Source organism: Lacticaseibacillus brantae DSM 23927, from assembly GCF_001436115.1.
In the GTDB taxonomy this organism is placed as follows: Bacteria; Bacillota; Bacilli; order Lactobacillales; family Lactobacillaceae; genus Lacticaseibacillus; species Lacticaseibacillus brantae.
Genome location: NZ_AYZQ01000006.1, coordinates 1 through 25,767 on the forward strand (window position 1 = coordinate 1; position 25,767 = coordinate 25,767).

General features: G+C 47.5%; 30 protein-coding genes. 15 read left to right on the forward strand and 15 right to left on the reverse strand.

The annotated features are described in order from the left end of the window. Nucleotides 1-1,182 (forward strand): SLAP domain-containing protein (locus FC34_RS09130; protein WP_191978492.1); only part of this gene is annotated, 1,182 nt, incomplete at its 5' end. Nucleotides 1,183-1,248: 66 nt separating this feature from the next. On the opposite strand, the gene FC34_RS09135 is transcribed toward FC34_RS09130, so the two are convergent. Further along, nucleotides 1,249-1,779, reverse strand: a complete 531-nt coding sequence (locus tag FC34_RS09135; protein ID WP_057895129.1) for a sigma-70 family RNA polymerase sigma factor — start codon at nt 1,777-1,779, stop codon at nt 1,249-1,251. Nucleotides 1,780-1,980: 201 nt separating this feature from the next. Further along, the gene (locus FC34_RS09140; protein WP_057895130.1) at nt 1,981-2,712 is read right to left on the reverse strand and encodes a competence protein ComK; all 732 of its coding nucleotides are present in this window, start codon (nt 2,710-2,712) and stop codon (nt 1,981-1,983) included. A 149-nt stretch (nt 2,713-2,861) separates the two neighbouring features. Here FC34_RS09140 and FC34_RS09145 point away from each other — a divergent pair, with 149 nt between their 5' ends. Then, a complete protein-coding gene (locus FC34_RS09145; protein WP_057895131.1) occupies nt 2,862-3,746 on the forward strand; it encodes a glycosyltransferase in 885 nt (294 codons plus the stop codon). A 115-nt stretch (nt 3,747-3,861) separates the two neighbouring features. Here the strand turns inward: FC34_RS09145 and FC34_RS09150 are convergent, their stop codons facing one another. The 3 genes from FC34_RS09150 to FC34_RS09160 are packed head-to-tail and all read right to left on the reverse strand — an operon-like array spanning nt 3,862 to nt 7,093. Then, entirely contained in the window at nt 3,862-4,920 is a 1,059-nt protein-coding gene (locus FC34_RS09150; protein ID WP_057895132.1) for a glycosyltransferase, read from the reverse strand. A 2-nt stretch (nt 4,921-4,922) separates the two neighbouring features. Further along, nucleotides 4,923-6,014, reverse strand: a complete 1,092-nt coding sequence (locus tag FC34_RS09155) for a glycosyltransferase (protein WP_057895133.1) — start codon at nt 6,012-6,014, stop codon at nt 4,923-4,925. Between the two features lie 17 nt (nt 6,015-6,031). Beyond that, entirely contained in the window at nt 6,032-7,093 is a 1,062-nt protein-coding gene (locus tag FC34_RS09160) for a glycosyltransferase (protein ID WP_057895134.1), read from the reverse strand. A 176-nt stretch (nt 7,094-7,269) separates the two neighbouring features. Between FC34_RS09160 and FC34_RS09165 the strand changes: the two genes are divergently transcribed. After that, nucleotides 7,270-8,586 carry an APC family permease gene (locus tag FC34_RS09165; protein ID WP_057895176.1) on the forward strand — a complete coding sequence of 439 codons (1,317 nt, stop codon included), beginning with the start codon at nt 7,270-7,272 and terminating at the stop codon, nt 8,584-8,586. Nucleotides 8,587-8,624: 38 nt separating this feature from the next. Here FC34_RS09165 and glf read toward each other — a convergent pair whose 3' ends face one another. The 3 genes from glf to FC34_RS09180 form a co-directional block, all read right to left on the reverse strand. After that, complete coding sequence (gene glf, locus FC34_RS09170) at nt 8,625-9,740, reverse strand: UDP-galactopyranose mutase (RefSeq protein ID WP_057895135.1); 1,116 nt, start codon at nt 9,738-9,740, stop codon at nt 8,625-8,627. A 247-nt stretch (nt 9,741-9,987) separates the two neighbouring features. Continuing rightward, nucleotides 9,988-10,821 (reverse strand): type I methionyl aminopeptidase, encoded by an 834-nt coding sequence (gene map / locus FC34_RS09175; protein ID WP_057895136.1) that lies wholly within the window; start codon nt 10,819-10,821, stop codon nt 9,988-9,990. 73 nt (nt 10,822-10,894) lie between these two features. Beyond that, nucleotides 10,895-11,713 carry a hypothetical protein gene (locus FC34_RS09180; RefSeq protein WP_057895137.1) on the reverse strand — a complete coding sequence of 273 codons (819 nt, stop codon included), beginning with the start codon at nt 11,711-11,713 and terminating at the stop codon, nt 10,895-10,897. 119 nt (nt 11,714-11,832) lie between these two features. On the opposite strand from FC34_RS09180, the gene FC34_RS09185 reads away from it, so the two are divergent. Continuing rightward, complete coding sequence (locus tag FC34_RS09185) at nt 11,833-12,480, forward strand: SDR family oxidoreductase (RefSeq protein ID WP_057895138.1); 648 nt, start codon at nt 11,833-11,835, stop codon at nt 12,478-12,480. A 152-nt stretch (nt 12,481-12,632) separates the two neighbouring features. On the opposite strand, the gene FC34_RS09190 is transcribed toward FC34_RS09185, so the two are convergent. The 3 genes from FC34_RS09190 to FC34_RS09200 all read right to left on the reverse strand — a co-directional run bounded on the left by FC34_RS09190 (nt 12,633) and on the right by FC34_RS09200 (nt 15,311). Then, entirely contained in the window at nt 12,633-13,016 is a 384-nt protein-coding gene (locus tag FC34_RS09190; RefSeq protein WP_057895139.1) for an iron chaperone, read from the reverse strand. 87 nt (nt 13,017-13,103) lie between these two features. Continuing rightward, nucleotides 13,104-14,303, reverse strand: coding sequence for a hypothetical protein (locus tag FC34_RS09195; protein WP_157052287.1), 1,200 nt, complete (start codon nt 14,301-14,303; stop codon nt 13,104-13,106). Nucleotides 14,304-14,375: 72 nt separating this feature from the next. Continuing rightward, a complete protein-coding gene (locus FC34_RS09200) occupies nt 14,376-15,311 on the reverse strand; it encodes a quinone oxidoreductase family protein (RefSeq protein ID WP_057895141.1) in 936 nt (311 codons plus the stop codon). 159 nt (nt 15,312-15,470) lie between these two features. Here FC34_RS09200 and FC34_RS09205 point away from each other — a divergent pair, with 159 nt between their 5' ends. The 8 genes from FC34_RS09205 (at nt 15,471) to FC34_RS09240 (ending at nt 20,764) form a co-directional block, all read left to right on the forward strand. After that, the gene (locus FC34_RS09205) at nt 15,471-15,956 is read left to right on the forward strand and encodes a MarR family winged helix-turn-helix transcriptional regulator (RefSeq protein WP_057895142.1); all 486 of its coding nucleotides are present in this window, start codon (nt 15,471-15,473) and stop codon (nt 15,954-15,956) included. Nucleotides 15,957-16,173: 217 nt separating this feature from the next. Continuing rightward, the gene (locus FC34_RS09210; protein WP_057895143.1) at nt 16,174-16,572 is read left to right on the forward strand and encodes a hypothetical protein; all 399 of its coding nucleotides are present in this window, start codon (nt 16,174-16,176) and stop codon (nt 16,570-16,572) included. 53 nt (nt 16,573-16,625) lie between these two features. Next, on the forward strand, nt 16,626-16,817 hold the full coding sequence (locus FC34_RS09215; RefSeq protein ID WP_057895144.1) for a PspC domain-containing protein: 192 nt from the start codon (nt 16,626-16,628) through the stop codon (nt 16,815-16,817). Nucleotides 16,818-17,012: 195 nt separating this feature from the next. Further along, nucleotides 17,013-17,828, forward strand: a complete 816-nt coding sequence (locus tag FC34_RS09220) for an EAL domain-containing protein (RefSeq protein ID WP_057895145.1) — start codon at nt 17,013-17,015, stop codon at nt 17,826-17,828. Continuing rightward, entirely contained in the window at nt 17,791-18,312 is a 522-nt protein-coding gene (locus FC34_RS09225; protein ID WP_057895146.1) for a hypothetical protein, read from the forward strand. Before FC34_RS09220 ends, FC34_RS09225 begins: the two co-directional genes overlap by 38 nt. A gap of 2 nt (nt 18,313-18,314) precedes the next feature. Further along, complete coding sequence (locus FC34_RS09230; RefSeq protein WP_057895147.1) at nt 18,315-19,637, forward strand: glycosyltransferase family 2 protein; 1,323 nt, start codon at nt 18,315-18,317, stop codon at nt 19,635-19,637. A 122-nt stretch (nt 19,638-19,759) separates the two neighbouring features. Further along, nucleotides 19,760-20,134 carry a nuclear transport factor 2 family protein gene (locus tag FC34_RS09235; RefSeq protein WP_057895148.1) on the forward strand — a complete coding sequence of 125 codons (375 nt, stop codon included), beginning with the start codon at nt 19,760-19,762 and terminating at the stop codon, nt 20,132-20,134. A gap of 60 nt (nt 20,135-20,194) precedes the next feature. Then, complete coding sequence (locus FC34_RS09240) at nt 20,195-20,764, forward strand: hypothetical protein (RefSeq protein WP_057895149.1); 570 nt, start codon at nt 20,195-20,197, stop codon at nt 20,762-20,764. Nucleotide 20,765: 1 nt separating this feature from the next. On the opposite strand, the gene FC34_RS09245 is transcribed toward FC34_RS09240, so the two are convergent. Then, on the reverse strand, nt 20,766-21,590 hold the full coding sequence (locus tag FC34_RS09245; RefSeq protein ID WP_057895150.1) for an SDR family NAD(P)-dependent oxidoreductase: 825 nt from the start codon (nt 21,588-21,590) through the stop codon (nt 20,766-20,768). Between the two features lie 128 nt (nt 21,591-21,718). On the opposite strand from FC34_RS09245, the gene FC34_RS09250 reads away from it, so the two are divergent. Beyond that, nucleotides 21,719-22,261 (forward strand): TetR/AcrR family transcriptional regulator, encoded by a 543-nt coding sequence (locus FC34_RS09250; RefSeq protein WP_057895151.1) that lies wholly within the window; start codon nt 21,719-21,721, stop codon nt 22,259-22,261. Nucleotides 22,262-22,329: 68 nt separating this feature from the next. Further along, entirely contained in the window at nt 22,330-22,734 is a 405-nt protein-coding gene (locus FC34_RS09255; RefSeq protein WP_057895152.1) for a hypothetical protein, read from the forward strand. 48 nt (nt 22,735-22,782) lie between these two features. Here the strand turns inward: FC34_RS09255 and FC34_RS09260 are convergent, their stop codons facing one another. Then, nucleotides 22,783-23,439, reverse strand: a complete 657-nt coding sequence (locus FC34_RS09260; RefSeq protein ID WP_057895153.1) for an SDR family NAD(P)-dependent oxidoreductase — start codon at nt 23,437-23,439, stop codon at nt 22,783-22,785. Between the two features lie 127 nt (nt 23,440-23,566). Then, nucleotides 23,567-24,742: an MFS transporter gene (locus tag FC34_RS09265; protein WP_057895154.1), complete on the reverse strand. Its 1,176-nt coding sequence runs from the start codon at nt 24,740-24,742 to the stop codon at nt 23,567-23,569. Between the two features lie 120 nt (nt 24,743-24,862). Between FC34_RS09265 and FC34_RS09270 the strand changes: the two genes are divergently transcribed. Next, nucleotides 24,863-25,252 carry a winged helix-turn-helix transcriptional regulator gene (locus FC34_RS09270; RefSeq protein WP_057895155.1) on the forward strand — a complete coding sequence of 130 codons (390 nt, stop codon included), beginning with the start codon at nt 24,863-24,865 and terminating at the stop codon, nt 25,250-25,252. 52 nt (nt 25,253-25,304) lie between these two features. Here FC34_RS09270 and FC34_RS09275 read toward each other — a convergent pair whose 3' ends face one another. Continuing rightward, a complete protein-coding gene (locus FC34_RS09275) occupies nt 25,305-25,697 on the reverse strand; it encodes a metal-dependent transcriptional regulator (RefSeq protein WP_057895156.1) in 393 nt (130 codons plus the stop codon). Between the last annotated feature and the right edge of the window lie 70 nt (nt 25,698-25,767).

Here is a 25,767-nt window from a genome sequence, read left to right on the forward strand (position 1 = left end):
TCAGCAAGTGCTGCATCAACAGCAAGCGAGAATTCAACTGCGTTGTCAGAAACAATGTCTGCTAACAGCACCACATCTAAGTTCGCTAGTCAGACAGAATCAACTGCAATGTCAGAAGCCTTGTCAACGGCAAGTCAAAACTCTGAAACCGCAAGTACCGCGCTTTCAACCGCAATGTCCGAAACCTTATCTGCATTATCAAATAATGGTGGTGGCAATAACGGCAACGGTGGTAACACTGGTAATGGCGGGAACAACGGCAACGGCGGATCAACATTACCAAATGGTAACGGCGAAGATGGTTACTTGACCTTGAACAATGCAATTGCAACAATTGTTCAACGGCACGTCGAAACGGTCATCTACGATAAGCCAAATGGTAAGATTACTAACCGTGAGTTAGCAGAAGGTACTGACTGGAAGGCATTCCAGCAATATACTGATGCTAATGGCTTGGTATGGTACAACTTAGGTGGCAACCAATGGATTAAGTCAACTGGTGTCATTCTTGATGCAAAGCCATTCACCTACAAGGAATTGAGCAAAGTCGGCGTGGTTAAACCTGGTACGTCCGCACCCGTTTACAGCCTTCCAGGTGTAAAGGGTCAACTCAATGGCCAAGTACTCAAGGCTGGTACCGCATGGCACATTAGCGCTTCCGTCTACACAAACGATGGGACACTTTGGTACCGTGTTGGGACGAACCAATGGGTCAAGGCAGAATTCATCAATCTCCGTGGTGAACAAGGTTTCCGTGATGTTGCGACGATTAAGTACGCAAAAGGCTACGGCATTGCCGTCTGGACCGATGCGAACGAATCGGCAGCAACAGGCAAGAAACTTGAGGCTGGCTCGTCATGGCAAGTCTTTGGCAAGACAGTTGGTAAGAATGGTCACACCTTCTACAACATTGGTGGCAAGCAATGGATTGACGGCACTTACGTTATCTTACGTTCGTCACACAGCACGACCGTAGTTCCTAAGAGCCAGACGACAATTAAGTATGTACCAGGCTATGGAATTAAGACCTGGCAATCACCAACTTCTAAGGTTTCCGGTGAAACCTTACTAGATGGGCAGACTTATAGCGTTTGGGCGACAGAAGTTGTGAATAACAACGTCTGGTACCAAGTCGGCGATAATCAATGGATCCAAGGTAAGTTCACTACTGGACTTCGTTAGAATCCGATAGTGAACACAAACAAAAACCCCTGAGGGCTGATGCCCTCAGGGGTTTTTGTGTGGCTTTTAATTGCGTTGCTCAATTAAAAGTCGCTGGTATTTGGTCAGGATTTGGTTGCGAATGCGCCCGACCCGCTGATGAGAGATGGCAAGTCGTGATGCAATCTCCGTATTGTTGAATTGATCAAAATAACGTAGTAAGAGAACTTGTCGCTCTGTTGACGTCAGATCGGCATAGACTAAGGTCAGAAGGTTATTGGTTTGTAGGCGATCGCTGGCCAAATAAGCAGTGTCTTCAGCCATAATAGTTAAAGTGTCAGTGTCGACAGTAAATGCTGTCTGTCGACGGCGCGATTGGTCTTTGGCGCGGCTAATCAGCGTCTTGTAGACGAAATACCCAGCCAAGCGATTGAATTTTTTGATGGCTTCTGGCGTGTTGGTTGGGTCGCGGTATTTCACAAAAATAAGCATGCCATCATGGAAAAGATCGTCATAGTTAGACGCAAACCGTGGTACAGCCATACGTGCGAGTGCACCATAAACAACGGCCTTGTTGGCCAGAAAGAGATCAAAACCCGCTTGATATCGGTTTTGCATTGTTTCCACATCCAAGTTGCGTCCCATGGGTCACGAGATTATCATTCCGGTGATGATATCGTGACTATAACGGGATTTTCCACTAGATGTTAGGTCGCAGCAATCAGCAATAATCGCGGGAGTTAACGGGCTACTAAATCAAATCGGTTCCCCCGCACTCGTGTCTCCAGGGGATTAGAAGGGTTAAGCCAAATTTTGCGACTAAATTAAACTAACTGTTAATTCATCATTGAGTAAATCTGCCAAGCCAAAGAGATTTCGCCCATGTTCAGTGGCGTCGATATCGTTCACAGCAAGTTCAACCCCTTTGTAGATGACTGCGGGGACCGGCTTGGCTTTGTTGTTCTCGGGTGTGGCCTGTTGTGTCGTCAGATAACGTAAAAGTCCAGGCTTTATGGCGGCAAAGTGAACGTTGTGTAGCGTGGTGGCAAACCAAACGAACTCGCTCATTTGTTTGCGGCCCATTGACGTATGCGCCTCAACGGTGATTGTTTGTTGGTTAATATTGAAAGTCGCAAGGATTTGTTTTGGACCGGTGAAATCAATCTGGCGCAACCAATGACCAGAGATCCAAGTTGTATCGCGGTTTTTGGCACTTGAAAGTGGGATATAGTATTCATTATTCAGCACGATTACAGGCCGTTGATGCCCAAGTCCCAATTGTGTCTCCAAGTATTGCCGCTCAACGCGAGTTTGAATAGTGAGGTGATAGTATGTTCGCATGAGTTGCTGCATCAAGGTGCGGGTATGAAAGCCGGTCAGGTAAATGCCCTCGAGACCATCAACGACCAGCGTGTGAAACTGACCGTCTTCAATTGGGAAAATAGCAAGTGTGCCGCCGCCAATTTTTCCTCGGCGACGAAGTGGGATATCATGGCCAACCAGTAATTCCGAGAGTCGCAAAATTTCAGTACCGAAGTGGGGCAAATTCATCTAAATCACTCCTCCGTATTTGGTGAATGAATTATAGCGCTTACACAAAATCAAAAATAGACCATACCCTGATATCTCGTGATGCGGCATGCTTAGCAGGATGATTTTTGCTATACTAAAAAGTGAAAATGTTTAAAGAGGGGCAAGTCATGAACAAACGTGCAGTGGTGTATTTGGTCAGTGGGAAGCATGTGACGCTGACGGCAACATCTTTATATTCATTGATTGATTCCTATGACTCGACGGATTCTTTGGAGGTTTTGGTCGTTCATGCGGATATCTACCCAGATGATCTCAAAATTCTGCAGGATTTGCCTGAAATGATGGGCAAACCTCAGATTATCGTTAATTTGTTGGATCCACCAGCTAAAGTCGATGAAATTGATTATGACAATGATCGCTATCCAAAGATGGTGTTGTGGCGGTTGTTTTTAGCTGATTCGTTAGTCGATTATGACCAGCTTATCTATCTGGATAACGATACGTTAGTCTATCGCTCGATTGATCAGATGTTCAATCTGGTGCCTGATGATAAGGCCTTCGGTGCGGTTCCAGATTACTATATTCACCTCCAGGCATTAGTGCCAAGTTCCCATACTTATCAAGAAGAACGGTCGTTAAATTATATCAATGCTGGAGTTTTAGTGATAAATGTGCATACTTTCAATCAATTGATTCCTGCTGAGTCAATTTTGCAATTCACGATTGACAATCCTGATTTTCAATTCGCAGATCAAGGAATCCTTAACGCGATTGGGGAAGGGTACATTGAATTGCTGCCGTTACGCTTCAATGATCAAAAGAGCGAACATTGGCTTGAAAGCTATGCAAAACCGTTGAGTGAAGAATTCAGCCAAGAAATCATAGATGAACGCGAGCAACTTGTGGTTCGGCATTTTATTCAATATGTTTCCAATGACATGCCCTGGGAACACTTGCGCACTGATGATCGATTCGAAGACGATTTCTGGGCGACCTTGATGGCAATGAAGCAGAAAGCCATTGAATGGTCACGGAAGCAGGACCATCGCTAATCAGCGCCTCATGCCAAGTGAAATTTGAATGACTCCGGTCTGTTGAAAACAGACAAAAAACCATCCTGAGCTGGCTTAAAGTAGCTCAGGATGGTTTTTTGCTTTGCATAGGTTATTAAACTGTCAGGCCCGCTGGGTTAAAATCGTTGTCCAAAATTCTCCGCTCAGCCTGTTGGAGCGCATTGGCGGTGAACCAACCGTCGCGTAACAAGCGCCCCATCTGCGCTGTGTGGGTTAATGTGTCTGCGAGAACATCATCAGGGGTTCGTAAGACGATGTCATCAATCTCATCGAGACTGTTGAGTGCAAAGCCTAATTTATTAGCTTCAATAAAAGGAGCCACGGCACTAGATTTTGGAACAATGACCGGCATGCCGTGGGATATGTAAAGCGAGACTTTGTGGGGATGATTATAATTGGTGTAGTCGGCGTAGGACTTTCCTTCGAGGTTAATGTCCCATGCAAGACCAAAGGCCCGTGGGAGGTGATTAATCAAGTCCCACTGGTGATAAGCGCCGCCGTATGTCACTTTCGGATTAGCGTTTAGTCTGTTGGCTAACTCGTCGTTGGTCACCCCCAGAGCTGTTGCTGGTGTGTCATATGGCCAATCGATGAGATAATTGGATTTAAAAAGATTACCTGCTAGGACAATTTCACGCTGGAAAGTATCAATCGAAATTTCATACTTGTCCCAGCTGTGGTCATCATCGAGATAGTCAAGTAGGCGGTAATCAACCATCGGCACGGTGACGCCCTCTTCACGGAGGCGATTGGCCATGGCTGGGCCATGTACGACCAGCACGGCGGCTTTGTTAAAGTATTCAATTTCGTCGAAGTCATTTTTAACTGACTCAAAGCGCCAAGAGTCGACGTCGTGAGCAAAGACAACTGGCTTCATACCTCTTTTATTCATTTGGTCGATGAAAAAAGTGTCAAATTTATGGCTAATCCAAGATGGATACTGAATAACGACCATGTCACCAGAATTTAAACCAGCCGTCAATCCATCAATTCGTGAAATTTTGGCGGCGTCTGATTCGCCATTGTCGTTGTAAAAGAATACGTGGATAGGCTTATAGCCTGCAGCGACGCCAATTTTTGCAATATCATCTTTTGCTTTTGCTGATGCATCGAAACCAGCCCCGGCATAAATTGAAGTAATCCACTTTTGCATGGTCACACCTCCACGCTATTGTCTTGATTGAGGTATTCAGTATTGTAAACAAACTTCGGGTCCAACACACACTTCTCAGCCTGTAGAAGCGCATTGGTTGTGAACCAACCATCGCGTAGCAGTCTGCCGACTCGTGCAGTGCTGTCGAGGATATCAGCGATAACATCGTCAGGAGTTTCACGAATGACCTGGTCAATCTCGTGGATATCATCAATTGCAAATCCAAGGTGGTTTGCCTCAATGACAGGAGCTACGCCACTCGCTTTGCTGACGATGACGGGCAAACCATGAGAGAGGTATAGTGATACTTTGTGTGGATGGTTATAATGGGTGTAATCTTCATAGTAGCTGCCAGCCATATTACTGTCCCACGCCAGACCGAATGCGTGTGGAAGCCGATTGGCTAATTCCCATTGACCAAACCCCCCAGCAAAAGTAACCTTTGACATCTGGTTAAGTTGCTCCCGAAATTGTGGTGTGGTGGCGCCAAAGGCGATAACAGGTGTCTCTAAGTCCCAATTAAGCAATAATGCTTGAGACTTAAGAAGATTCCCGGCCATGACTACTGAGCGGTGAAAAGAATTAATGTTAGATTCATACTTATCCCATGAATGATCGTCATCAAGGTAGTCATTAAATGGTTGCAAGATTAACGGAACATTGACACCTTCGTCATGCAGACGGTCCGCCATCGCTTGACCATGCACAATGATTGCAGCTGCCTTATTAAAGTATTCTGTTGAATTCTTCTCTGCGGTCTTCATATGATCAAAGCGCCAAGAGTCAATGTCGTGAATCCACAAGATTGGCAAAGCCCCGCGCTTATTCATCTGATCGATAAAGAATGTGTCGAACTTTGCCCCTATCCATGCAGGATGCTGGATGACAACGATATCGCCAGCACCCACCGCAGCAGTGATGCCGTCAATCCGGGCGATTTTTGCGGTATCAGGTTCGCCATTATCGTTATAATCAAAAATATGAAGCAATTCATAGCCATTGGCTGCTCCGATGGCTGAAATGTCCAGGCGTGATTTTGCAGAAGCGTCAAAACCGACACCTGCCCCGCTAAATGTACAAATCCATTTTTTCATACGTTACCCCCAAAAAATTATCGAAGTTCATCAATCTGGTAATCGAAATCTGGCACTAGTACCTTTCGTTCGGCCTGCAGAAAGGCGTTTGCCGTAAACCAACCATCGCGCATCATCCGGCCAACACGGGCTGTATGCTCAAGAATATCCTCGATGACCTCGTCGGGCGTATCATTAATGATTTGATCTACTTCATGAATGTCATCGATAGTGAAACCAAGATGGTTAGCTTCGATGAGCGGGGCGATGGCGCTTTGTTTTGAAATAATCACCGGCATACCGTGGGAAAGATAAAGTGAAACCTTGTGAGGGTGATTATAGTGAGTGTAGTCGGCATAAGGGCGGCCCTCGAGATTGTGATCCCAAGCAAGCCCAAACGCTCTTGGCATCGTCTCAACGAGATCCCATTGGAAAAGCCCGCCGCCGTAGGTTACTTGTGGGTTAGCACGCAGTTTATCTGCAAGATCATCGTCAGTCACACCAAAAGTCGAAATTGGTGTTTCTAAATCCCAATCGACCAAGAATTGGGACTTCAGCAGGTTACCTGCCATGACTAGCTGGCGATCAAAGTCTTCCGCGGGAATTTCATACTTGTCCCATTGGTGCTCATCATCTAAATAATCAAGCAAAAGATGATCAACCATTGGCGCAGTGACGCCTTCTGCGCGCATACGATCAGCCATTGGTTTACCGTGGACGATGAGAACTGCTGCTTTATTAAAGTAGCCCATTTCGTCAAAGCCGTCTTTTACCCAATTAAAGCGCCAAGAGTCCACGTCGTGAACGAAGATGATCGGTATAATGCCGCGTTTGTTCATCTGGTCGATGAAGAAAGTCTCAAATCGATAACTGATTAGCATTGGATACTGGATGACAACAATATCACCAGGATTGACCCCGGCAGTAATCCCATCAATGCGAGCAATTTGTGCTTCATCGGTTTCACCAGAATCAATATATCGAAAAACATTAATCGCTTCATATCCATGGTCGACTCCGATTTGTGCGACGTCGTTTTTAGCTTTGGCAGTGGCGTCAAACGAGAAACCAGAGTTCATCTTAATAATCCACTTTTTCAAGAGTTTTCCTCCATGACGTTGAGATTAGTTTCTAAAAAGTCATTAATAATACAAGTTTACCTAAATAATGATAGCATAATTTAGCCCGAAAATCTGGGTACACCAGGACGCGGCCGTGAAGTTTCTGGTACAATTGTGCGAGTTCGGATAATTTTCAAGAAAGCATAGGAATGATCATGGAACAGCAACATTTAAAAAAAGAAATTGGCTTATTCGCTGCTTTAGCAACGGTGATGGGCACGGTTATCGGCGGCGGGGTATTCTTCAAGGTTGCCACGGTCGTACAAGCGACACAGTCTGCGAGCCTGACACTGCTGGTTTGGTTGCTCGGTGGTCTGCTGACGCTGGCTGCTGGGCTAACGGTCACGGAACTGGCTGCGGCGATCCCTAAGACGGGGGGCGCGGTCAAATATATCGAGTACACGTATGGTAAACTACCGGCCTTTTTGCTGGGTTGGGCGCAGATGATTGTGTACTTTCCGGCTAACATTGCCGCGTTGTCGATTATTTTCGGGACGCAATGGGTCGCCTTGTTGCATTGGTCCAATAGTGCCATCGTCCCGGTGGCAATTGTCGCTGGGGCCAGTATCACGGGACTGAACTTCCTGGGGGCCAAGGTCGGTGCACGGGTGCAGTCGTTGGGCTTAATTTTCAAGCTGATACCGATTGCACTGATTATGGTGGTGGGCCTCTTTGCGCCAGCCCATGTGACGTTTGCCTGGACGGCGCTGATTTCGCCGCAGCAAACGAGTTTCTGGTCAGCCTTCTCCGCTGGGCTCGTGGCGACGATGTTTGCCTATGACGGTTGGCTCGGCGTCGGTGCGATTGCCGGTGAAATGAAGAACCCGAAGCGCGACCTTCCGCTGGCGATTGGGGGCGGGTTGCTGGCGATTACGATTATCTATGTCCTGATTAACTTGGTATTTGTTCGCACACTACCGATTGCTGACTTGGCTGGCAATTTGAATGCGGCGGCGGACGCGTCGATGAAGATTTTCTGTGACCTCGGGGGCAAGCTAGTCACGGTTGGGATTTTGATTTCAGTGTATGGCGCTATCAATGGCTACACGATGACGGGGATGCGGGTGCCGTTTGCGATGGCAGAAGAAGACGCGCTCCCATTCAGCCACTTGTTCAAACGCTTGTCACCACATACTTCAGTGCCATACTTTGCCGGGAGCGTTCAGTTCCTGATTGCATTGATCATGATGTTACTGGGGAGCTTTGATTTGCTGACGGATATGTTGGTGTTTGTGATGTGGGGGTTCTCAGTCGCCTTATTCGTCGCTGTCTTCATCCTGCGTCGCCGCGAACCAGACATGGATCGCCCGTACCGGGTACCGGGTTATCCGATTGTGCCAGCAATTGCGATGATTGGCGGAGTGTTCATCCTGGTGGTGACGGCCATTACGCAACCGCTCCTGGCCGTGATTGGAATTGTGCTGACAGCGATTGGCGTGCCAGTCTATCTGTGGAATGAACGGCGAAAATAAGCAAACAAAAACGGCAGTGCATGTGCACTGCCGTTTGTTTATTTGAACAGATTACTGGTTTGCACAAATTGGAGGGCCGCAGCGATGACTTGATCCATATTGTAGTAGCGATAAAGTCCAAGTCGACCGCCGAAGGCCACATTGGGATAGTTTTCTTCAGCGTATTTCCGATATTGCTTAAAAAGTTGATTGTTCTGAGAATTATTGATGGGGTAGTATGGTTCAACGCCTCGCGACCAATTTTGCGGATATTCATGAGTGATAACGGTTTTGTCTTTATTGCCGGCACCGAATTCAAAGAACTTATGCTCAATAATGCGGGTGAATGGTGTCTCAGCGTCCGTGTAGTTGACCACTGCATTGCCTTGATAATTACCCGTATCAACGGTCTCAGTTTCAAAGCGTAAACTCCGGTATTCTAACTCACCAAATTTGTAATCGAAGAATTGGTCAATCATTCCGGTGAAGATGATTCTGTCATAATCCTGTAAGTAGCGATCACGGTCGTCGAAGAAGTCAGTATTGAGTTGAACCGAGATGTTCGGCAAGTCCAGCATCTTTTCGACAATTTGTGTATACCCGCCAATTGGAATTCCTTGATAAGGATCATTGAAGTAATTGTTGTCGTAGACCAGTCGAACTGGCAATCGACGAATGATGAAGGCTGGGAGTTCTTTAGGGTCTCGACCCCATTGCTTTGCAGTGTAGTCGCGGATTAGCTTCTCATAGATGTCCGTGCCTACCAGTGAAATGGCTTGTTCCTCTAAATTCTTAGGTTGCTTGCCTTTGAGAACCGCGCGTTGCTCTTCGATTTTTGCCTCGGCCTCTGCTGGGGTGACCACACCCCACATTCGGTTAAAAGTATTCATGTTGAAGGGCAGGTTGTAGATTTCACCCTTATAATTGGCAATAACTTCGTTTGTATAGCGATTAAAATCGGCAAACTGGTTCAAATAGTCCCATACGGCTTTATTCACCGTGTGAAAGATATGCGCACCATACTGGTGAACCTGAATCCCTTTAATTTCTTTGGTGTAGATATTTCCCGCAATGTGGTCACGTTTATCAATCATATCGATTCTGTGACCTTGAAGCGCTAATTCCCGTGCGCTAACTGCGCCAAAGAGGCCTGTTCCAACAACTAAGATTTTCATGGGTACCCTCCAAAACTTCCGTGTGAATCTTGAAAACGGGGGTCATAGACAATTGGTGAGTGATCCACTTATCTGAAGATATGCTCACGACCCACGACTGAAGATTCACAAATATAAATATAATCATACTCTTTTTAGAGGGTATCGTGATAACTACAACAAAAAAGCAGTTTCCATTTGGAAACTGCTTTTTTTACTCCCAGATTAGGAAATCGGTAGGGCCTCAACGGAGATTTGTAACTGGGTCTCAGTAGTTATTATCTTTAATATATTGGCGCGCCCAAGCGAGCAGTTCGGCATCTTCCTTGGCATCTTGTGAGGTCAAGATTTCTGGCCCATCTTCGGTGATGGCCAGGGTGTGTTCATATTGAGATGACCAACTGCCATCAGCTGAAACGTAGTAGACCCACGGATCATTTTTATCGGCCAATTGGTGATCTTTGATCTTCCACGTGCCTTCGTTAATCATGGGTTCGATGGTGATGGTCATGCCGGCCTTGAGCCGCAAACCTTCGCCTTTGTCACCGTAGTGCAAGACATCGGGTTGTTCGTGCATAGTTGGCTGAATGCCGTGGCCAATCAATTCGCGCACGTCACCATAGTGGTGCTTATTTTCAGTGAAGTCTTCAATAGCAAAACCAATATCGCCAAGACGCTTGCCAACTTCACTTTGAGCAATCCCAAGGTAGAGGGCTTTTTTGGTGACGTCCATCAAGTCTTTGGTTTCTTGACTGACTTCTCCAACGGCGTAACTCCAGCAAGAATCACTTTCGTAACCATTCTTATTGACGGTCAAGTCGACCTTGACGATGTCGCCATCTTTCAAGATGAGGTCGCGCCGTGGCGTTCCATGGGCCACTTCTTCGTTGACGTCGACACAGGTGGCATATTTATACCCTTCAAAACCCTTTTCAGATGGGGTAGCACCGTGGGCTAAGATGTAATCGTTAGCGAATGTTTCAATTTCAAAAGATGAAATGCCGGGCTTGATTAAGTCGCGTAAGCCCAGATGCACGCCGGCGAGGACTTTACCGGATTCGCGCATGCCCTCGATTTCGCGGGCGGATTTAAGTGTAATCATAGATATCTCCTATCACTGTCTGCAGGTACACAATATTTACATTCAATACTCTACCACACTTTGGCGGCGACGGTTAGGGGGCGACAAGTGGCTTCAAGTAGGTTCGGATAACAGGACTGGCCGCAAATGGCCAAAACTTGCGAGTTGCGGCTGCCATCGAGTCAGTACTGTCAAACTCACCGTGGACGGTTTGATAGCGACTTTGCAGCCAAGCAAGCTGTTGGTGTTGCAAACTTAACAAGCTATCTAGCGATTCTCCCGCCATCCATCCCCATTCAACAGCCCTGGCATCAGCAGCGTAGACCAGGCAATAAGCCACAATTCGGACACCGTCAAAAAGAACTATCGGGGCTTCCGGAATCATATCTGTAAACGCCACCTGTGCCCAAACCTTTGTATCAAAATCACGAACGGGATTGATCAGATGGGTTTGCTGATAGTGTTGGTAGCTAGCCGCCAGTAACTGCTGCTTTTGGCGGTCGGACAGTTGATTGAAGCTCAGAGCAGAAATGGAAACGGGCGCAATTTTGCCTAAAGTCAAAAGCGGCATGGTGGTTTGGCGAACCACCTCAAAGCCCGCGGTAGCAAGCCATTGCCCAAAGGGGGTCCCGGGAGATTGCTCCCGGAAAATAAGCACAGGCTTGCCAGCGATGCGCGCTTGCTCAATCACACTTACCAACATGTTCTCATAAAGGGCAGTTGATACTTCAGGCTGCACGATTACGTCAAAGTATAGGGCTTGCGGGTGAAAGACATTCATCCACCAGGTTGCGGCCCCGGTGATGGCCCCTTCAGTGTAAAAAGTCTGTATCTGGTTGGGATGATTCCGGAATTGTTGTGATGAGACGTCACCAGGCGCAAATCGAGCCAAAAATTGATTCAGATCATCCATCGAAATACCTTCTTTCCTGGTATAAAGTTTAGTTTGCGAGAGAGTGAGCCAGACAAGATAGTCGCCGAAAAGTAGATTCTGGCGCATAATTGAGTCAATACAAGTCGGGAGGTAATCAGATGAAAATTGCAGTGTTTGGTGGTAGTGGCCGCGCGGGCCATGTCATTGTGCAAGAAGCCGTCGCCCGCGGACACGAAGTTACGGCGATTGTCCGGGATGCGGACAAGGCAAAACAGGTGCTGGGAGATAACGTTGCTTTACTAGTTAAAGCACCGCAAGATGTTACTGCAGCTGATGTGGCTGGGTTTGATGCAGTCGTGGATGCGCTCAGTGTTCCGTGGGGTTCGGGGTTGGGATATTTGCATTTGGAATTTGCCCAACATATTATTCAAATTCTGGCGAATCAACCGACGCTCGCGGTCTTCATTCTCGGCAGTGCTAGCTTGAGCATGCCGGGCGAAAACGTGCCAATGTTTGAAGAATTCCCACCGCAAGCCGAAGCGGCACCTTGGTATGACGGTGCCAAGTTCCAATACCAAGAATGGCAATTTCTCAAAACGGTAGATAACGTCAACTGGATTGGCGTTTCACCGAGTGAAGCCTTTCCTAGCGGACCCAAGACGGGTTATGTTAAAGGAGAGGACACCTTGCTCGTTGGCAGTGATGGTCAGTCGCATATCACGACTGGCAATATGGCGACGGCAATCCTTGATGAATTAGAAAATCCAACGCATATTAAGCGGCGCTTTACCGTCGTTGATCAATAAGCAAAGGGGTTGTGACAAAACGTAGTTTTGTCACAACCCCTGTTTGAATTTCCGAGCAAACTAGACTAATCGCGTTCCAAAAAACTGAGAATTCCGGTTAACAAGAAGTGTGAAAACTCGCGTTCAGCAACCGAACACTAACACAGCTTTTATTAGGCTTTGCGCCAGAAGGCATCGACCCCTTGTTTATCGGTAATGTTAAATGCAATCAGTTGTTTGAGCAAAGATTGTGACCATTCTTGATCCCACCGCATTTGAAAAAGACGCTTCGTGCTAGCATACCCCGCCGCGGAAATCGTCTCCCGAAAGTGCTCTAGGGTGAAATCTTCTACCGCAACGGCGATATGATTCTTGGCCGCGCTGAACCCAATGATGAAGGTACCGTGATCGGTGAACATCGGTTGGTTCCATGCAATTCGCAATTCAAGTTGCGGAAACTGGGTCGGAATCCAGGCAATTAAATCAGTCAATTTCTGGCGATTGGTTGGGCCGGGGATGCTGTCAAGAAATGCCGCTAAGGTTTCGAACTTGGCCATGGCGAAGCCCTCCTTTGGTTGATGCCCTTACTATAGCATGCAACAAATAAAAAAAGAGCCTGCAAAGCTTGCAGACTCTGATAGGGTTTATTCAACTTTGACGCCGAGAACCAGCAATCGATCCATGAATTGGTTTCGGTGCAAGAAACTCCCAGATTCACGGTATTGGCGAGCACCACTTTCAAATGCCATACTCAGCAGCTGGCCATCGGTGGTTAATGAGACTTGTTCGACTGAGTTAGGGACGTTAACTTCGGTCGCGCCGATAGTTGGTTTCTTGAACTTCAAGTTCGACCAACCGCCGCCTTCTGGGACGCGAATGAAGATTTTTCCTGGATGTTCGCCATTGGACTGACTGATGAGGGTCACGCCGTTTTTAGCAATGGCAACCCCTTGCATCCGATTCCAGCCAGCTGTATAAGAATCAATAATCTTGTCTTTGATTAACTGCTTGAGACCAGTATTCAACGGATCTTTTTCTAGGTCGGCTGTTGGTGCTTTGGCAATGGCCGCTTTCATTTCCTTTGATGATACTGGGTTTGGCAGGCCTTGCTTGTTCAGTGAGACCGCTACAATAGAGTGTTGCGATTTTTTGGCGCCATATTTAACAATAATTAATTGGTTGTTATAAAGGGTCATCGCCGATGTGCGGTGACCAAGTGCCCACTTGATACGATTTGATTCAATGGGAGCCTGGGCCACTGAAGCTTGATACGTATCGATGGTGTTCTGATTCGCATAACCGAAGCCGGCGCCATCAGGCTTACCGTTGTCATCAGACCAGATGAGGCGCTTGTGCGTGGTATCGTAAGTGATGGCCCCGACATGTGAGGTCGAGTTCAGAATCAAGGTCTTCACGTACTTGCCGGTATCTTGACTCACTTGGGTGATGATGGAATTTAATTTGTGCTTACCATCATACATACTAATATAGAAATCAAAGCCTGATTGCGTCACACCTTGCGGAACCCAGTCTGTCCCAAATTCGGCTTTGCCAGTTTTGTGGTTGATGGACCAGGCGCCACGCAAGCCTGGAATCACAATCGTGGCTTGGGTGGCCATCAGATCTTTGTCGGCTTTAGTGGCCTGAGTCAAGCGATTCAACTGCTTCTCCACAGCTGCATTTGATTGCAATGGCTTTGTATCAGCTGTCCATTTCTTAACATCTTTTGATGAAGCCACCATCCCAGCATAGGTGTTTCGATCCACGGCCCACCAGCTACCTAAACCAACGACGGCCACGATAACGACAGCCACCACGGCGATCCAAATTTTCTTCATCTTAATGATTCCTCGCTTCCTTAAAATGTCTGGTTTAAGTTTACGCGAATTCATTGAATAAGTTAAATCTAAAGCTCTTTATGGGACAAAGACTAACCGGGATTTTGTCGCTGTTGACCAGACATGGTCGACGTCAGCCAAAGCTGCAGTTTGAGTCGCAAACGTGAAGGGAGCTGTTGCTTCTGAAGCCACAATGGCTTTGAGCGTTTCGAGAATGTTGGTGACGCCCACTGAGCCCTGACCAGAACCGACCATCTCTAAAGCAACTGCGCGAAAGGCGGCAGCAGGAATCATGGCCTCAGTGCCGGCTGACCCACCAATTTCAACCCATTTCAGCGGTTGGTCGTCATGCAGCCGATGCGGTACGATGGCTTTAAGGGCCAGTGGTGTCACGGCGCCCCAGAGGTAATCGAGCACAATATCGACATCCTGACCTGCGTTAGCCAGATCGGCGGCAGCAGAATCTGCACTCAGATTAATGAGTTGGGTTGCGCCCAATGCAGACAAGGCTTCAAGTTTAGTGGTGTTGCGGCCGACAGCGATTACTTCACTGGCACCCAGGCGTTTCGCAATTTGGACGGCCATTTGTCCGGCGGTCCCGGTGGCACCGAGAATCATCACTTTCTGACCTGATTGGATATGCGCGCGGTATTGCAAGGCCATCCAAGAAGACATGGCAGGATTCATCATACCAGCGATTTTCACTGGGTCTAATTGCGCTGGGACTGGCACCCAGAAGCCGTTGCGCACAGCGACCTGCTCGGCAAAGGAACCATTGGCCACGAAATAGACTTGTTGCCCATCGGGTAGGGTGCCGACGCCGTCAACTCCGGGCACCATTGGTAGAGCACCTTTAGAAGAATAATGAGAACCGTCTGCACCTGACTTGGCCCGTTGTGATAAGGCGGCGGCTTGAACTTGGATCAGCGTTTCTTGTTCTGTTGGTTTTGGGGCAGGATATTCATGCTCGAATTGAGGCGTGTAGTTAAAGTTACGGACAACGATTGCTTGCATAAAAAGACTTCCTTTTTGAATTTTATATTACCGGTAATTATGATGACCGAGGACGAGTGTCTTTTCAGCGCCCGACATCTTGAATTTATATTACCTGTAATGTAAAATGAGTATAGAACCGGTCTTGATGTTTGTCAATATATATTACAGGTGATTAAAATGGTGAAATTAAAAAAATTCAAAGAAGTCTTTGATCAACTCCACACCGATGAAGGCGCGGATCCCGAGAAACAGTGGCTCATGAACCATGCGCAATCGGACAGCACTCGGGCCGCAATCCGGAATTCTCGCAACTTCACCCATTCTGAACTGGCGATTCTTTCTACATTAACCGAGCATGACGATACACTTGCCTTTAAACTACTGCAGGAGGAGTCATCACTGTCGCAAGGGATGCTCTCCCGTTATGTTGAACGTTTGGCCAACAATGGCTTGATTGAGAAGTTCCATACCCCTGAGAATCAAAAGGCTGTGATGCTCCGCAATACGACTATCGGCCACGAAATCGGCGATTTGCATCTCAAATTACATGCGGCTCAGAATCGCCGCTATAAAGAAGTGCTGAATCGGTATTCTCGCAGCGAGCAAGAAACCGTCCTGGCGTTTTTAAATGACTTCGCCGCGGCTCGTCAATCCCTAGAATAAGCCTATTTGCCTGATTTCAGAAATTCGGGTTGGGAGTGAAATCGGGCCAGTCTTGATGAATGGCAGAATGATTAGCAAAGTTTATTGATTTTTCGCCAAACATTTACAATAATTTGCAGAAAATCGTATTCGTTTTGAGTATAATTTATTTCGGAGCCAATAGATTGTTATTTAATTCGAGATAAAATTCAAATATACACAGAATGGATCTGAAAAGATGGAAGAAAAATTGCAGATGATTTTGGACAAGGGGAGCCCCGTGCCTTTTGACAGTTTTGAATCCCGGCAGGATTTAGAACAGGCGGGCTTAACAGCGGAAGCAGAGTTGGAAGTGATGTACGTGCGCATCCAGTATCCTGATTCTCAAGTTCGCTATGTTCAATCAGTGGACTTGGCCGGCGACAAGCCAGTCCTTGAGGTCACCACGTCCGAGCAGTTAGCGTTATCTGCCATTAATTCTATGGAGGCTAGTGATTTATTTGCGGCTGTACACGCAGCAGTCTCGGCGACCAATGCGGTGGATCGGCAGGAACGCCAGCCTTTTCCATTCTTTGAAGACGGGGTGCGCGTCTGGCAGCCAGTCAATTCTGATAGCACGAAGCCAGCAGCAAAGTAGCATCCACTTCTCTCGTTCTGTTACGCTCATAGTAAGGAATGGAGGGATGCTCAATGACAACAAAGTTAACCCGGTCACGTGATGACCGCTGGGTTGCTGGCGTCTGTGGTGGTATTGCGGCTCGGTTAGGAATTAGTAGCTTCTGGGTGCGCTTGGTCTTCCTATTTGGAAGCCCAGGGTTCTTCTGGATCTATATCATTCTTGCGTTTCTGCTGCCAGACGCCCCGGCAAATGAAGATTTCTAAGTGTGACGCCCGTACTTAGCCAAAGCTCAGCTGTGCTTATGCAGTTGGGCTTTTTGCTTGGATTTAAACGTTATGATTCGTATTTACATTTGCGAATGTTATCTTGCCATTTCTGACCGTAAGAGTACAATATCCATAATAGATTGTGCAAAATACATAAAATCATGAGCGGAGACAAAGAACGGAGGGTCACGCATGTTAAGAGAATTAACCACTTTTCTACTGTGGGTGACCTTAGTTCTTGTGCTTATTGCCGGCGGTACGATAGCCATTTTCTTCTATCAGTCCCGTCGCCGCAGCCGGAATTATCTTGCAAAGAACGAAAGTGAACTGCGCTATTTCATCCAGCAACAGGTAGATAGCCATGGTGAGATTACCGGGTATGAGTGTTTGCTGCGTCAAGAAGATGAATCCGGACACTGGCGCCTACCCATGCACATGGAGACCTTGCCATTACAGCGGGTGATTTTCTTGCTTGATGGCGTGTTTGTTAATCTGCCCAAAGTCCCGTACACGCTGGCCATTAATTTAGAGTACGAGCAAATTATCAGTCCGGAATTTGATTATTTCGTTCGCTGGGCCCAAAGTCGGATAGCGCCAATGAAACTTGTCATTGAACTGACAGTCAATCCGGACGCACGCTACCGACAACATCGGCGGTTTCTACGTCAGGTTGCTGCAGCGCGGGCTTACGGCGCGGAGTTTGCGATTGATAATGTTGGTAATCGCCAAGTTGACTTGAAAGCCATCGAATGGATGCTGCCACAAACCGATCTCATTAAGGCCTCTATGCGCCAATTCCGCAAAGAAGACGGGCAGTGGCTCGATTTGAATTTGCAGTTTTGGCGGCGATTAGCCGAAGATCATCAGATTGATTTGATGCTCATCGGTGTCGAAGATGATCAGGACGTTGAACTGGCAAAACTTTTGAATATCACCCATTTACAAGGTTATCGTTACGGACGGCCTGTGGATGTCTCAGAACAAACGGAGGACAAGCTTGAACAATAACCGGCAACAATTATATACAGATTTATATTTCGCTAAGGGCCATTGGAGCCTCAAAATTTGGCAGACCTTGATCGCAATCTTAGGCTGGTTAACGGTCATCGTGCCAATTGTCGTGACTGGGATGAGCTTTGCTTACGCCATGTCTGGGAAAGGCTTCGCATTCTGGCGGTATCGCGAAGGGGTAACCGAAATTGAATTTATCGGTGTGCTCCTCTTATTCTTAGCTGCGGTGGCGCTGATTTACACGGTCAGTATGGCGATTATTCAAGTCCGCAAGCGCGAACGGCTGGTGGAACAGTGGCCAACGTATAATCCGCTGAACCAACACGCGCGTAATCAAACAGTGGAAACGTTTATGACTGAACGATTCGGGGATGCAGACTTTCGGGAACATGTCCGTAATTATCGCGTTGAACCCGACCAGAATCTCGAGACGGACCAAATTCAAGACTTGTACGCACAAAAGAAACTCAATGAGGTGTAAGCATGCAAATGATTGACCACCTTTTTGAGGTGACAAACGGCCAAACAATTGTGACGGCCCTTTTATTAATTCTGTGTTTATATCCAATCATGGGCGCGTTCTTCTGGTTCTTCGGGGCGTTGAGTTATCGCTTCTTACGGCGGGACACTGTGGATGATGATTGGCAGGTTTTGCCCAAGGACAAGCAACCCTACGTCACAATTATGATCCCAGCTCATAATGAAGAATTGATGATCGAATCAACCATCCGTTACCTGTTTGATCAATTGAATTACGATAATTATGAAGTGCTCATTTGTAACGATGGCTCGACCGATCAGACGGCGGCGATTGTTGAGAAGCTGGAGGCGGAGTACCCGAACTTACGGATGCTTGAAATTGTCAAAAATAAAGGCAAGGCCCACGCGTTTAATATTGGAATGTTCTTCGCACGTGGTGAATATATTCTCAGTAATGATGCGGATACCATTCCTGAGCCAGATGCCATCATGAAGTATATGAATTACTTCATTCACGATTATGATATGAACACGTCGGCCGTGACAGCCAACATGGATGTACAGAATCGCACGACTTTATTAGGCAAGTCGCAGACGGTTGAATTCTCGAGCATTGTTGGTGTGATTAAACGGAGTCAGGCGGCAGTGAATGACTCGATGTATGCTTACAGTGGTGCGAATACCATGTACCGTAAAAGTTTTCTCATTGACGTTGGTGGGTTCCGCCAGAATCGTGCCACAGAAGATATCAGTATTGCCTGGGATCATCAGATGCTTGGCGCAGTACCGCGGTTTGCACCAAACATTGTCTTTCATATGAATGTGCCTGAAACAATTGGCGATTTATACAAGCAACGCAAGCGGTGGGCCCAAGGCGGCACTGAAGTCTGGCTGACGAACTTCAAGAAGTTCGTCTTACATCCATGGCGGCATCGCTATCAGATGTCGATGTTCATTGATTCGACGTTGTCAGTGATTTGGTCGTTTTTCTTTGCCATCACGACGGCCATGTACGTAGGCAGTCTTGCGTGGCAGGCGATTCAAGGTAATTGGCCTGAAATTTGGCACATGTTCGCGATGGCGTGGATTTTTGTGACCTTTGAATTGTTGGCTGGGTTATTGCAACTGATTACGGCCTTATTGCTGGATCATCGCGGCGCCAAACTAAAATATCTGCCCTTTGCGCCGCTATATATGATGTTCTTTTGGATGATTAATCCCATTACGATTATTGTGACATTTATCCCCGCAGTTAAAACCATTCTTGGTTTTGGCTCAGGAACCTGGGTGTCACCAACGCGCAAGACGATGCCAGATCATAATTAAGAGGCTGTGACAAACCCTTGCGGGTGTCACAGCCTCTTTTGTCGTGAGCAGCATAGTTTGACATTTGGCCAAATCGCGCCAGAATGGCAGTGTGAACTCAATATATGCAGAAGGTGAAAAGAATGGCTCGTTGTGATGATCAATTCGCAATTATGCAACTAATTACTCAAGCTGATCAGTTGGCCGGTCAAAAGGATGCCAAAGGTTATGTGGCGCTTTTTGCCGAAGATGGCGCAATTGAGGGCACTCAAGGCCAGGCCACCGGCCATGAAGCTCTCATGGAGATGGTGCAACGTGTTTGGCAACAAGAAGGGCAGACGTTACATTTAACATCCTCTGTCGTCATCCAAAGTCTCACAGCTAACACTGCGACGGCCACTTCAATATTAGTAATCGTTGAGGTTACTTCACGCCAGATAGTCTCCTTGGCTCAAGTGACACACCAACTTGAACAAATTAAGGGTCAATGGCTATTCACGAAACGCTCGATTCAGTAGTGTTTTATTAAGGCGTGATTATCGACTATAATGAGCGCAAATACTTAAAGGAGGACCACTATGGTTGAATATGTGTTACTCGGCATCATTGCCGTGGCCGTAATCTTGGTTCTTATTGGCCAGCGTTTGAACAGCAACCAGATTGTGGCCGCCCAACTGGCAACGCATAAAATGATGTTTCCACCCCAGATTCGCAATGCCCGCCGAGTTTATTGGCGCGGACTGGTCCGGCAGGTTTCCGGCATGGCTGGCCTCAACTTGGCGGCCAAAATCATTTCGGGTTTGGCTGGGTTCATGGCTTTTGCGACGATTGTCCAACAATTCCCGTTGGCATTCGGGGCGTTGCGGATTCGAGTGCTGCGGTTGGTGATTAATTTCGTCTCCGAGATTCCTTATAGCGGCTTGTTGGCTGCGGGCCTCGCAATTATCGCTGCTATTTTGTGGCTCATCATGGCGCGGTTCCAGTTTCGGCAACTTACTGCAGCTGATGCCAGTCATCCCGGCGGGCCCAATGACTTATACTGGACCCCACCTGTGCAACTGCGGCGGCAGTACCAATTAAAACTGCTGACGCACGGCTTAATTCTGGTCGGAGCGATTATTTACTTCAGCTTCGAATTAGGCCGCTAATTTATTTATTTTGCTGGATCATGCGCTTCAAGTTACTTCGGAAAAGCTTAGGAAACGCGCGAGCCACGATGACACTCATATGATCACTGAACTTATTGAAGTAGCGGCGCTTGGGCTTGTTGTCAGTCGCCGCGCGATAAAAGAGTTGCGCGAGGTCCTGAACTGAGGCGCCCATTCCTGGTGCATCATCGGCCAATGTGGCATTCATCACGTTCACAAGTGGTTCATAGGCTGTGTCTGGCTTGAGGTTCTTTTGAATATTGGCCCGGGCGACGGCGCCCCAAGACGATTGCGTCCCACCAGGTTGGACAATGATTGAACGAATGCCAAATGGCTCAACTTCAAGGTCAAGGGTGTCGCTCCACTGTTGCAGTGCTGCTTTTGACGCGTGGTAGTATGCGCCCAGCGGTGAATAGATGTCGCCACCGACGGAAGAAATGTTGACGATACGCCCGCTGTGCTGAGCTCGCATTGTTGGCAGGAAAAACTGCGTGAGGGCAACGGCGCCAAAGAAGTTGGTGTCAAATTGGCGCCGGATATGAGCCATCGTCGTATCTTCCACAGGGCCATTTTCGCCGTAACCGGCGTTATTAATCAACACATCAATCCGGTGTTGCTCATCGAGAATGGTTTGTCCAAAATTGGTGACTGATTCGGGATCTGTCACGTCGAGAAATAATGCGCGGGTGTTCGCGCCTGTCGGAATGTTGTCAATGTGCCGCGCGCCCCCATAAACAATCCAACCTTTTTGCGTGAAAAGTTCTAAGGCGGCCTTGCCCATGCCATTTGAAGCCCCAGTAATTGCAACTACTTTTTGATTTGTCATGATTTTCTCCTTTGCCAATCGGCTTAAAAATGTTACACTTGTAACCATCGATGTGACAAGTGTAACTTCGTGTCATCGGCTATGCAAGTCCGTTGATCACAGATGTGACAAAAAAGGAGAAATTGTCAATGCCAGGTGTCAGTGAGAATACACGTGAGTATCTATTAGGGGCGTTAGCACGCCTCATCGAGAAAAAGGATTTTGATGCCATTTCTGTGAGTGAACTGACCAAAGTGGCTGGGATTTCGCGGATGACGTTTTATCGGCATTACGGCAACGTGGCCGATGTCCTCAGCCAAGAGTTGGCGCGATTGGTGGCCATGTTACCAGAGTACAAACATCTTCCGGTGCAAGAATATGGTGCGGCGATGATGTTTTATATGCGGTTTTTCAGTGAACATGCTGAGTTCCTGCAACTCTTATTAAAAGCAGGCCAAGAGGCAATGCTGCGGCAGGCCGTGATGACAGTGATGACAAATTTAGCAGCATCTAAGGAATCGTTACAAAACTTCACCGATGCTGAGAAACGGTACTACATTTTGTATCAAGCAGCAGGCTTGGACAGCGTCATTATTGATTGGTTGGCACATGGTCAGCAGGAAACGCCGGAACAAATGGCCACCTTTATCCAAAAAACCTGGCCACCAATGGATGTCGCGCCTAACGCATAATTAACCCATGCCAATTGGTGGCTTACCTGCTATACTAACCGTAAAAATACGCGGAAGGATTTGAGCTTATGGCACAGCCAACGCTGGATGACGGGTTATATGTCACGATCACAGGGATGAATCACTATTTTGACTTGGCGCCGTTTGATATCGGTACCTATCTCTTGTTGCAAAAAGATCCGACCAATGTCCATGATGATGAAGCGATTGCTGCCGTGTTGCCAGTTATTGGCAAGGTGGGTTATGTCGCCAATAATACCTGGACTAAGGCGCGAGGGACATTGAGCGCAGGGCGTTTGTATAACCTGGTGCCCGAAAAAAGTTTGGCCATCGTTCAGTTTATGCTCAAAGATCAGCTGATTGCTCGCGTATTTCCTGAGTTTGCCCCCACGTGGGAAGTTGGGTTGAAACGCAACGAGGCCGCGATTAATGAAGACTTCTTTGCTGAGTTGCAAGCGCGATTTAAAGACTAAAAAAGGGGTTGTGACAAAAGTAGTTTTGTCACAACCCCTTCTTATTGGTTAACGTTTGCCGTAAATCAGTTCTGGTTCTTTACGTTGGGTTGCTTGGTCATAGAAGGCTTGGGCAATGGTGTCTGGGTTTTGCTTGCCATCATTACCTTCACGGATATAAGTCCAAATGTTGACCAGCCCTGAGAAGACGCCATCTTTAGCCAAGTCTTTGTTCAAGGACAAGGCGAAATTGTGAACGGCTGCCTTACCCATGGATTGCGAAGCATCCGTAGTCCCAGGTTTTTCAGCCACCACACTGTTGGTGAACAGAATGGCACCTTTAGTCTGCTTGAGTAATGGAATCGTGGCATTAGCGATTTGGACGGCACTGCCGACGTTGACTTGTAAGTCTTGCATGATTTCATCGCCAGTAAAGGTACTTGGGCGGCCCTTACGCCGAACGGTGGCGTTGAAGACCACGGTATCCAAATCGCCGAGCTTGCTAATGGCGTCAACGGACTTGTTAATGCTATCGAAGTCGGATAGGTCGACAGGAATGGCGGTTGCAGTCACGCCTTCAGCGGCCAATGCGGCTTGCACTTGTTTCAAATGATCTTGATCACGTTCCAATAAGGCAATGCTATAACCCTGTTTACCGAAGACTGAACCTAAAGCTTGACCCAAGCCGGCTTTACCGACCCCATAAACTGCTAAAACTTTTGCCATATAACTCACCTCATCATTTGTCTTGATGCGGTTATACTAATTGTAAAATCACAAAAATGGAAATATTTGGTCTTGCCGCCCGCCGTGACAAGGCTATTTTTAATGTGTGTTTGAAGAAAGTGCCCGTTTACCGCCACTTTTTGAGCAAACCAGTCAAGATTAAGGCCAAAGCAGCGAGGACCATCCCCGCAATCGGGGTTAAGCCCAAGCCAACGTGATCCGCAATCTGTCCCCCAACGGCCGAACCAATCATGATGCCGACATTGAAAGCCGAAATATTCAACGCGGATGCCATCTGGACGTCTTCAGGTAAGTTCTTCTCGGCAATTTGCATGGTGAAGAGTTGCAGGCCGGGGACATTCATGAAGGCCAGTAAGCCCATGAGCAGAATCAAAATCAAACCAATCATTTGATGACCTAAGCCAAAGAGCATGGCAGTCATGACAACAAATAAGGCGCCAAACATCCAGGCCAAGGCATTGAGTGGTTCAGTATTGCCCACGCGGCCACCCACAATATTCCCAATAGCGACGGCTAATCCGTAAGCGATTAGGATGAAGACCATCACACCTGATGACCAGCCAGCATCGGTCAAAATGGTGGTTAAGAATGTATAGACTGGGAAGCTGGCCCCATAACCAATCGCGGTGACGATTAAGCCGACCGTTAATTCCTTTTGCTTAAAAATCCGAAGCAAACTGCCACGCCGACCAGGGATGGGTTGGGGCAAATTGCTTGGGACTAAGAAATAGTTACCAATCAAGGCAATGAAGCCGATGGCGGCAATAACGATGAATGATGCACGCCAGCTAGCGTGTTGCCCAATGAAGGTCCCCAGTGGTACCCCAGTTACGGTGGCCACGGTCAAGCCGGTGAACATCGTCGCAATGGCCGAGGCGCGTTTGCTTGGCTCAACCACATTGGCCGCGATGACAGTTGCGACTGACATGAAGAGGCCGTGGGCAAAGGCAGCGACCACGCGGCCGACAAGTAACATCGCAAAGTTTGGCGCAATCGCCGTCAATAAATTGCCCAGGATAAAGGTCACCATAATGGCTAACAACAGGCCTTTGCGTGGGAACCGGCCTGTGAGTGCGGTCAGTAATGGCGCACCAATCATAATCCCAGCCGCATAGACTGACACCGTCATACTCGCGGTGCTCAGGCTAATACCGAAACTGTCAATAATCAGCGGCATCACGCCCACGCTAATAAATTCAGTTGAGCCAATGGCAAAGGCGCTGAGGGCCAACGCCAGTAACGTCAGTGTCGGTGCCACAGCATGTGTTTCTGTTTTCTCCATCTTAATTCCTCCTGTGTCGTTGCGTTACGTACGAATTTTCATTATACTGGGTAGATTCATAAAGACAATTACGTACTAAAAAGTGCGATACACACCTTTTAGTGCCTATAGGAGGCTATTATGGCAGATAAGACCTATAACATCGGCGTTGAAGCCACGATGGAAGTGATTGGTGGTAAGTGGAAAGCCATCATTCTCTGTCATCTGCGACACGATACGATGCGAACGAGTGAATTGCGGCGGGCCATTCCCCAGATCACGCAAAAAATGCTCACGCAACAATTGCGTGAGTTAGAAGCAGATGGCATCGTGCAGCGCCGCGTGTACGAACAGGTGCCGCCTAAGGTTGAGTATTGCTTAACTGAACGGGGAGAGAGTTTGAACATGATTTTGAATCAACTATGTAAGTGGGGCGAAGCCAATATTGATGAGCGCCGCGCTAAGGGTGAAGTGATTGAACTGATTCACCGCGACGACGTGAGCCTCGAACAAAATCAATCTGCATCATAAACATGTGAGTTGGACCCGGTGAATTGAATCGGGTCCAACTCTTTTTTAATGTTTAGCAGACAATGGGTTCAAGAAAAGGACTTTTATTAGGCTCGCCTAACTGTGTGTATAACATTTCAGCGAGACAATCGTCGATATCTGCCATTTGCCAGGCCAAATCGGCCACGTTTGCTTTAGGATAGTGGATGCTATTGACGAGCCAAACCTCAATCAAATAGTAATTCCGCATCAAACGTTTAACCTGAGCTGCGCCTTGTGGTGTGAGGCTGATTTGACCATATGGATGCCGTTTGATTAGCCCACCCGAAACTAGTCGCTTAATTTTCTCGGTAACTGACGCGGGTGCCACATCCAAAGATTCCGCGAGCTGCTTATTATGGGCGAATCCCGTGACCAGACTATATTCATACACGGCTCTTAAATAGTTATCCCGACTACTTCTCATTGTGCGCTCCTCCGAATTTATTAAGGCTTTCCTAAATTTCGTCTTCCTAATTGCAAAATTTAGCGTATAA

Bases quoted from the DNA above. Each gene is read 5' to 3' on its own strand.
- FC34_RS09275 (WP_057895156.1), bottom strand. From the start codon at position 25,697: ATGAGAAGTAGTCGGGATAACTATTTAAGAGCCGTGTATGAATATAGT.
- map (WP_057895136.1), bottom strand. From the start codon at position 10,821: ATGATTACACTTAAATCCGCCCGCGAAATCGAGGGCATGCGCGAATCC.
- FC34_RS09145 (WP_057895131.1), top strand. From the start codon at position 2,862: ATGAACAAACGTGCAGTGGTGTATTTGGTCAGTGGGAAGCATGTGACG.
- FC34_RS09250 (WP_057895151.1), top strand. From the start codon at position 21,719: ATGCCAGGTGTCAGTGAGAATACACGTGAGTATCTATTAGGGGCGTTA.
- FC34_RS09225 (WP_057895146.1), top strand. From the start codon at position 17,791: ATGTCTCAGAACAAACGGAGGACAAGCTTGAACAATAACCGGCAACAA.
- FC34_RS09235 (WP_057895148.1), top strand. From the start codon at position 19,760: ATGGCTCGTTGTGATGATCAATTCGCAATTATGCAACTAATTACTCAA.
- FC34_RS09215 (WP_057895144.1), top strand. From the start codon at position 16,626: ATGACAACAAAGTTAACCCGGTCACGTGATGACCGCTGGGTTGCTGGC.
- FC34_RS09165 (WP_057895176.1), top strand. From the start codon at position 7,270: ATGGAACAGCAACATTTAAAAAAAGAAATTGGCTTATTCGCTGCTTTA.
- FC34_RS09140 (WP_057895130.1), bottom strand. From the start codon at position 2,712: ATGAATTTGCCCCACTTCGGTACTGAAATTTTGCGACTCTCGGAATTA.
- FC34_RS09210 (WP_057895143.1), top strand. From the start codon at position 16,174: ATGGAAGAAAAATTGCAGATGATTTTGGACAAGGGGAGCCCCGTGCCT.
- FC34_RS09180 (WP_057895137.1), bottom strand. From the start codon at position 11,713: ATGGATGATCTGAATCAATTTTTGGCTCGATTTGCGCCTGGTGACGTC.
- glf (WP_057895135.1), bottom strand. From the start codon at position 9,740: ATGAAAATCTTAGTTGTTGGAACAGGCCTCTTTGGCGCAGTTAGCGCA.
- FC34_RS09255 (WP_057895152.1), top strand. From the start codon at position 22,330: ATGGCACAGCCAACGCTGGATGACGGGTTATATGTCACGATCACAGGG.
- FC34_RS09270 (WP_057895155.1), top strand. From the start codon at position 24,863: ATGGCAGATAAGACCTATAACATCGGCGTTGAAGCCACGATGGAAGTG.
- FC34_RS09245 (WP_057895150.1), bottom strand. From the start codon at position 21,590: ATGACAAATCAAAAAGTAGTTGCAATTACTGGGGCTTCAAATGGCATG.
- FC34_RS09205 (WP_057895142.1), top strand. From the start codon at position 15,471: ATGGTGAAATTAAAAAAATTCAAAGAAGTCTTTGATCAACTCCACACC.
- FC34_RS09185 (WP_057895138.1), top strand. From the start codon at position 11,833: ATGAAAATTGCAGTGTTTGGTGGTAGTGGCCGCGCGGGCCATGTCATT.
- FC34_RS09155 (WP_057895133.1), bottom strand. From the start codon at position 6,014: ATGAAAAAATGGATTTGTACATTTAGCGGGGCAGGTGTCGGTTTTGAC.
- FC34_RS09240 (WP_057895149.1), top strand. From the start codon at position 20,195: ATGGTTGAATATGTGTTACTCGGCATCATTGCCGTGGCCGTAATCTTG.
- FC34_RS09200 (WP_057895141.1), bottom strand. From the start codon at position 15,311: ATGCAAGCAATCGTTGTCCGTAACTTTAACTACACGCCTCAATTCGAG.
- FC34_RS09135 (WP_057895129.1), bottom strand. From the start codon at position 1,779: ATGCAAAACCGATATCAAGCGGGTTTTGATCTCTTTCTGGCCAACAAG.
- FC34_RS09190 (WP_057895139.1), bottom strand. From the start codon at position 13,016: ATGGCCAAGTTCGAAACCTTAGCGGCATTTCTTGACAGCATCCCCGGC.
- FC34_RS09230 (WP_057895147.1), top strand. From the start codon at position 18,315: ATGCAAATGATTGACCACCTTTTTGAGGTGACAAACGGCCAAACAATT.
- FC34_RS09265 (WP_057895154.1), bottom strand. From the start codon at position 24,742: ATGGAGAAAACAGAAACACATGCTGTGGCACCGACACTGACGTTACTG.
- FC34_RS09220 (WP_057895145.1), top strand. From the start codon at position 17,013: ATGTTAAGAGAATTAACCACTTTTCTACTGTGGGTGACCTTAGTTCTT.
- FC34_RS09260 (WP_057895153.1), bottom strand. From the start codon at position 23,439: ATGGCAAAAGTTTTAGCAGTTTATGGGGTCGGTAAAGCCGGCTTGGGT.
- FC34_RS09150 (WP_057895132.1), bottom strand. From the start codon at position 4,920: ATGCAAAAGTGGATTACTTCAATTTATGCCGGGGCTGGTTTCGATGCA.